The sequence below is a fragment of the Micrococcus sp. APC 4021 genome (genome assembly GCF_030407635.1).
GTDB lineage: Bacteria > Actinomycetota > Actinomycetes > Actinomycetales > Micrococcaceae > Micrococcus > Micrococcus luteus.
Genome location: NZ_JASDCZ010000132.1, coordinates 1 through 6,084, shown reverse-complemented (window position 1 = coordinate 6,084; position 6,084 = coordinate 1). Strand labels below are relative to the sequence as shown.

The following is a 6,084-nucleotide window of genomic DNA, read 5'->3' as shown; positions in this document are numbered from 1 at the left end:
GCGCTCCTGGCGGAGCCCTGGCTCGCCGACGACGACGGCCGGGACCGCCGGCGCGCCCACCTCACCGTGGCGCCGGTCTCGGGGGCCGCGCTCCGACCTCGGGGTCGGAGGCGGGGCGAGCCCCGTCCGCCGGCGCCGGCCACCGTCCTGCTGGCCGAGGCCGTGCGCGCGCTCGCCGTGTACCGCGGGCCGGAGTGGACCGCCGACGAGGTCGAGGTCGTGGCGTCCCGGCTCGGCGAGGGCCGGTCCGGCGGGCCGCTGCACGAGGTGCTGGCGACCGTCCCGCTGCGCGGCTGAGGGGCCGACGGGCCGGCCGGAGCGGGAGACCCGCCGGGCCGACCCGGCCCCGGGTCAGCCCTCCAGCGGGCCCTGCACCGCGTACAGGCGCTTGTTGGCGAACTCGTCCACGGCCATGGGGCCGAGCTCGCGGCCGAAGCCCGAGCGCTTCACGCCGCCGAAGGGCAGGTTCGCGCCGGCGGCGGAGGCGAGGTTCACGTTCGCCATGCCCACCTCGAGCTGGTCGGCCACGCGCTTGGCCTCGTCCAGGTCCGTGGAGAAGACGGCGCCGCCGAGACCGTACTGGGAGTCGTTGGCCAGGGCCACGGCCTCCTCGGCCGAGGACACCTTGTACACCACGGCGGCCATGCCGAACAGCTCCTGCGTGTAGGCGGGGTTCTCCTGGTCCACGTCCGTGATCACGGCCGGGGAGACGTAGAAGCCCTCGCCCTCGGGGCCGGAGACGCGCTCGCCGCCCACGTGGACGGTGGCGCCGGCCTCCTTGGCCGCGGCGATCTGCTCGGCGAGCCCGTCGGCCGCGGACTCGGAGGACAGCGGGCCGTAGACGTCGGCGTCACGCGAGGTCGGGTCACCGGGCTTCATCGCCGAGGAGCGCTGGACCAGCTCGTCCACGAAGTCGTCGTAGAGGTCCTCCATGACGATCATGCGCTTGTTCGAGTTGCAGGCCTGGCCCCAGTTGCCCATCCGGGTGGCCAGTGCGTCGCGGGCGGCGGCGCGGGCGTCCGGCGCGGAGAGCACGATGTACGGATCGGAGCCGCCGAGCTCGAGGACGACCTTCTTGAGGTGCCGGCCGGCCTGCTCGGCGACGGCGGCGCCGGCCCGCTCCGAACCGGTGAGGGACACGCCCTGCACGCGCGGATCGGCGATGATCGTGGAGATCTGGTCGTGGGTGGCGAACAGGTTCTGGTACACGCCCTCCGGCAGGCCGGCCTCGGTGAAGAGCTCTTCCAGCAGCTGCGCCACCTGCGGGTTGATCTCGGCGTGCTTGAGCAGGATGGTGTTGCCGAGCACGAGGTTCGGCGCCACGAAACGGGCCACCTGGTACACCGGGAAGTTCCACGGCATGATCCCCAGCAGCGGGCCGATCGGCAGCCGCTGGACGAACGCCTCCTGCCCGGAGAACTGCTTGATCGGCTGGTCCGCGAGCAGCTCCTCGGCCTCGTCCGCGTAGTACCCGAAGATCTGGGCGCTGTAGCGCACCTCGCCGACCGCCGCGCCGAGGGACTTGCCCATCTCCGTGGTGATCAGCGCGGCGATGTCCTTGGAGCGCTCGGCCAGCAGCTCGGAGATCCGCTTCACGACGGCGGCGCGCTCGGCCACCGACTTCCGGGACCACTGCTCGTACGCGGCCTGCGAGGCGTCGAGGGCGTCGGCGATCTGCTGATCCGTGGCGTTGTCGAAGGACTTCAGCAGCTCCCCGGTGGCCGGGTTGATCGTGCGGTAGCCCTGAGAGGCGGAGGTGATGGTCATCAGTCGTCACCCTTTCGTGTGGACGTCCTGCGTTGAGCTCCCCATCCTGCCGGAGGCCCCCGCTCACTCCCAGATCCCGGACGCCCCTCTTCGCCACGAGCCGAGAAGGTGGGTGTCCACGACCCCGGCGGCCTCCATCAGGGCGAAGCACGTGGTCGGCCCCACGAATCGGCAGCCGTGCGCCTTCAGCGCCCTCGCGAGCGCGCGCGACTCCTCCGAGGCCGAGGGGACCTGCGCCACCGTCTCCGGCCGTGGGGTCGCGGCAGGCTGGTGCGCCCAGACCAGCCCCGCCAGACCGCGGGCCGGCCGGTCGCCGTCGCCGTGCCAGGCGGGGCCCGCGCCGGGGGAGCCCGGGTGCAGCGGGGTGAACCGCTCGCCGCGCATCCCGACGACGGCCTGCGCGTTCGCGATCGCCGCCTCGATCTTGCGCCGGTTCCGGATGATGCCGGGGTCTGACAGCAACGCCTCGACCTCCGCGTCCCCGAACGCCGCGACGGCGTCCGCGTCGAAGCCCGCGAACACCTCCCGGAACCGGGGCCGCTTGGCCAGGACGGTCCGCCAGCTCAGGCCCGACTGGAACGCCTCGAGGACGAGGCGCTCGAACAGGCCCCGCTCGTCCGTGACGGGCAGGCCCCACTCCGTGTCGTAGTACTCCCGCAGCAGCGGATCCCGTGCCGCCCACGGCGGGCGGGCCCGCCCGTCCTCACCCACGACGACGCCACTCGGCGGCGCCTGTCGCCCGTCGGCCGGTGGATCCTCGGCGAGGGTGGAGACGGGGGCGGGGAGGCCGTCGTCGGCGTGGTGCGCGCTCATGCATCCGAGCCTAGGAGCGGCCCCGGACATCCGGAACCGGAACGCGACGCCCGGGGACGCCACGCCGTCTGCGGACACCTGTGCAGGAGGCACGGCCGGACCTCGTCACTCGAGCCGCCCGGCCCGCAGCGGCACGTGCGGCGGAGGGGGGAGGTGCTGGCGACGACCGCGGTCGGGGCGACGCCATCCGGGAGCACGCCCAGGGCAGGCCGGCCAGCGAGGGCAGTCACGTCGGGGCTCGTGGACGTGGCCGCGGAGCCGGCACCCGGGCCCCCACGCCGCGGCACGGACCGCTCAGTCCCTCGCGAGCACCGCGTCCCCCTCGGGCCGGCGCAGGCTCGGCTCGGGCAGGTACACGGACCCGCCGGCGGCCCGGAACTCCGCGGACTTCGCGGCCATGCCGGCCTCGGCGATCCGCGCCTGCTCGGACGCGCCGCCGAACTCGCTGCGGATGTCCTGGCTGATGCGCATGGAGCAGAACTTCGGCCCGCACATCGAGCAGAAGTGGGCGGTCTTGGCGGGCTCGGCCGGCAGCGTCTCGTCGTGGTACTCCTCGGCGAGCTGCGGATCCAGGCCGAGGCCGAACTGGTCGCGCCAGCGGAACTCGAAGCGCGCCTTGGACAGCGCGTCATCGCGGTCGCGGGCGCCGGGGTGGCCCTTGGCGACGTCGGCGGCGTGCGCGGCGATCTTGTAGGTGATCACGCCCGTCTTCACGTCGTCCCGGTCCGGCAGGCCCAGGTGCTCCTTGGGCGTGACATAGCAGAGCATCGCGGTGCCGTAGCGGGCGATCTCGGTGGCGCCGATGGCCGAGGTGATGTGGTCGTACGCCGGGGCGATGTCCGTGACGAGGGGGCCGAGCGTGTAGAACGGGGCGCCCTTGCACAGCTCCTGCTGGCGCTCCACGTTCTCCCGCACCAGGTGCAGCGGGATGTGGCCGGGGCCCTCCACCATGACCTGGACGTCGTACGCCCACGCCCGCTCCGTCAGCTCGGCGAGCGTGTCGAGCTCGGCGAACTGGGCGGCGTCGTTGGCGTCCGCCACGGAGCCCGGCCGCAGGCCGTCGCCCAGGGAGAACGCGACGTCGTAGCGCGCGAAGATCTCGCAGAGCTCGTCGTAGTTCTCGTAGAGGAAGTTCTCCTTGTGGTGGCCCAGGCACCAGCCGGCCATGATCGAGCCGCCGCGGGAGACGATGCCGGTCACGCGGTCCGCGGACAGCGGCACGTGGCGCAGCAGCACGCCGGCGTGCACGGTCATGTAGTCCACGCCCTGCTCGCACTGCTCGATCACGGTGTCGCGGAAGATCTCCCAGGTCAGGGCCTGGTGGTCGCCGCCGACCTTCTCGAGGGCCTGGTAGATCGGCACGGTGCCGATCGGCACGGGGGAGTTGCGCAGGATCCACTCGCGGGTGGTGTGGATGTCGTCGCCCGTGGACAGGTCCATCACGGTGTCCGCGCCCCAGCGGGTGGCCCACTGCAGCTTCGAGACCTCCTCGGCGATCGACGACGTCACCGCCGAGTTGCCGATGTTCGCGTTGACCTTCACGGCGAACGCCTTGCCGATGATCATCGGCTCCGACTCGGGGTGGTTCACGTTCGCCGGGATGATGGCGCGGCCGGCCGCGACCTCGGAGCGCACCAGCTCCACGTCCACGCCCTCGCGCAGGGCGACGTAGCGCATCTCCGGGGTGATCTCGCCGCGCCGGGCGTAGTGCATCTGGGTGACGCGCGCGCCCTCCTTGGCGCGCAGCGGGGGGCGGCGCTCGCCGGCCCACTCCTGTGAGGCGGCGCCGCGGCGCACGGCCGAGCGGCCGTCGTCGAGCAGGTCGCGCTCGCGGCCCTCGTACTCCTCGACGTCGCCGCGGGCGCGGATCCACTCGGCGCGCTGGGCCGGCAGGCCGCGCTCGGGCACGGAGCCCGGGCCCATGGTGCGGTAGACGGTCAGGGGCGCGTTGGGCGTGCCGTCGGGGGAGTCGTCCTGGTGGACCTCGGTGACGGGCACGCGGATGCCGTGCTCGGCGTCCTCGAGCCATCCCAGACGGTGCGTGGGGTAGTTCTCCTCGGCGACGACCTCGGCCGTCGACTCGGCTGCGGGCAGGGGGGTGCGCTCGGAAACGGACATGGCCGCTGCTCCTTCTTCCTTCGCCGGAATGACCCGGACAGGTTCAGACGGTCTCCGGGCGGCGTCAGCCCGGTCTCAGCCCCGTGCCGTGGGGCTCCCGTGGGATGCGAGCGACCCTAGCACGTCCCCCGCGGCGCCTCACCGTCCGCCGTCCGGCCATGCGGCCGGGCGCTCAGGCGCGCGCCGCGCGGGCCGCCCGGCGGCGTACCGTGGAGCGCTCGACGATCCACGTCACGACCAGCATCACGATGATGACGAGGCCGGCGTAGCCGAGGACGGGGTAGACGGTGCCCACGAGGTCGGAGAAGCCGACGCTCGAGAGCAGGGTGGCGGCCAGGGCCGTGACGACGGCGATGACCCAGCCCGGCACGCGGCGCATCGAGGACAGCAGGGCGATGCGCTCCACCCCGCCGTACAGGCACGAGACCGCCGTCGTGAACTGCGCCAGCAGCAGGACGACCGTGTACAGCAGGGCGGCCCAGCCGCCGATCATCGCGGCCAGCTCGACCATGGGCAGCTCGGCGCGGCCGATCAGCTGGGCGTGGGCGGTCATCGCGGCCATCACCGCGCCGGCCATCACCACGAGGCCCAGGGCCCCGAGCCCGGCCCCGGCGACGAGGGAGCGGCCCGACGAGGAGCTCTCCTCGCCGATCGGGGCGAGCACCGCGTAGGCCAGCTGGATGTTGAAGGCCACGTACAGCACGCCCGAGAGCCACCACTGGTTGATCAGCGGGGACGAGGTCACGAGCGCGGCGACGTCGTCCACCGCGGCCCCCGGGTTCGCCAACCCCCACACCGCGACGCCGACGGCGACCACGATGATCAGGGGGACCACCACGGCCTGGACGCGCACGAGGCCCGTGATGCCGGCCAGCACCGAGACCACGCAGACGGCGGCCATCACCAGCGAGCCCACGAGCGAGGGCAGCCCGAACGCGGTGTGCACCGCCGCCCCGGCCCCGGCCAGCATGATCACCAGCGTCCCCAGCAGGGACGTGGTGATGCACAGGTCCGCGAACCAGGTGGGCACGCGCGACGTCGTGGGGTTCACGATCCGGTGGATGTCCGTGGTCCGCAGCTTCTGCGCCAGCCGCAGCACGATCACCGCGAGCAGGAAGAACAGCGCGCCGGCGATCACGAGCGCCCCCGTGCCGCCCCAGAGGCCGAAGCTCACGAAGTACTGCAGGATCTCGTTGCCCGAGGCGTACCCGGCGCCGATGGTGGTGCCGATGAACGTGGCGGCGATCCCGAGCGGGGAGGTCGGCCGCAGCGGCGCCGACTCCTCGGCTCGGCCGGGGTGCGCGGGGGAGCTCTCTGTGACGTGGGACATGCGACTACATTCTCATGGGCGGGATCGGCCCGGCCCGGGCGGCCGATCCGCCCCGA

At 73.3% G+C, this 6,084-nt stretch carries 4 protein-coding genes, 1 pseudogene and 1 riboswitch; of the genes and pseudogenes, 1 reads left to right on the top strand and 4 read right to left on the bottom strand.

Translation table 11 applies throughout. The annotated features are described in order from the left end of the window. Positions 1-297, top strand: a pseudogene (locus tag QL983_RS09915) (RNA 2',3'-cyclic phosphodiesterase); the annotation flags it as partial. Positions 298-351: 54 nt separating this feature from the next. Here QL983_RS09915 and QL983_RS09910 read toward each other — a convergent pair. The 4 genes from QL983_RS09910 to QL983_RS09895 all read right to left on the bottom strand — a co-directional run bounded on the left by QL983_RS09910 (position 352) and on the right by QL983_RS09895 (position 6,028). Next, complete coding sequence (locus QL983_RS09910; protein ID WP_036316601.1) at positions 352-1,767, bottom strand: NAD-dependent succinate-semialdehyde dehydrogenase; 1,416 nt, start codon at positions 1,765-1,767, stop codon at positions 352-354. A 63-nt stretch (positions 1,768-1,830) separates the two neighbouring features. After that, positions 1,831-2,580: a DNA-3-methyladenine glycosylase I gene (locus QL983_RS09905; RefSeq protein ID WP_036316599.1), complete on the bottom strand. Its 750-nt coding sequence runs from the start codon at positions 2,578-2,580 to the stop codon at positions 1,831-1,833. Positions 2,581-2,874: 294 nt separating this feature from the next. Beyond that, a complete protein-coding gene (thiC, locus tag QL983_RS09900) occupies positions 2,875-4,698 on the bottom strand; it encodes a phosphomethylpyrimidine synthase ThiC (protein ID WP_144879087.1) in 1,824 nt (607 codons plus the stop codon). Then, positions 4,695-4,809, bottom strand: a riboswitch (TPP riboswitch). It overlaps the preceding gene by 4 nt. A 61-nt stretch (positions 4,810-4,870) precedes the next feature. Then, the gene (locus QL983_RS09895) at positions 4,871-6,028 is read right to left on the bottom strand and encodes a membrane protein (RefSeq protein ID WP_036316594.1); all 1,158 of its coding nucleotides are present in this window, start codon (positions 6,026-6,028) and stop codon (positions 4,871-4,873) included. Positions 6,029-6,084 lie beyond the last annotated feature (56 nt).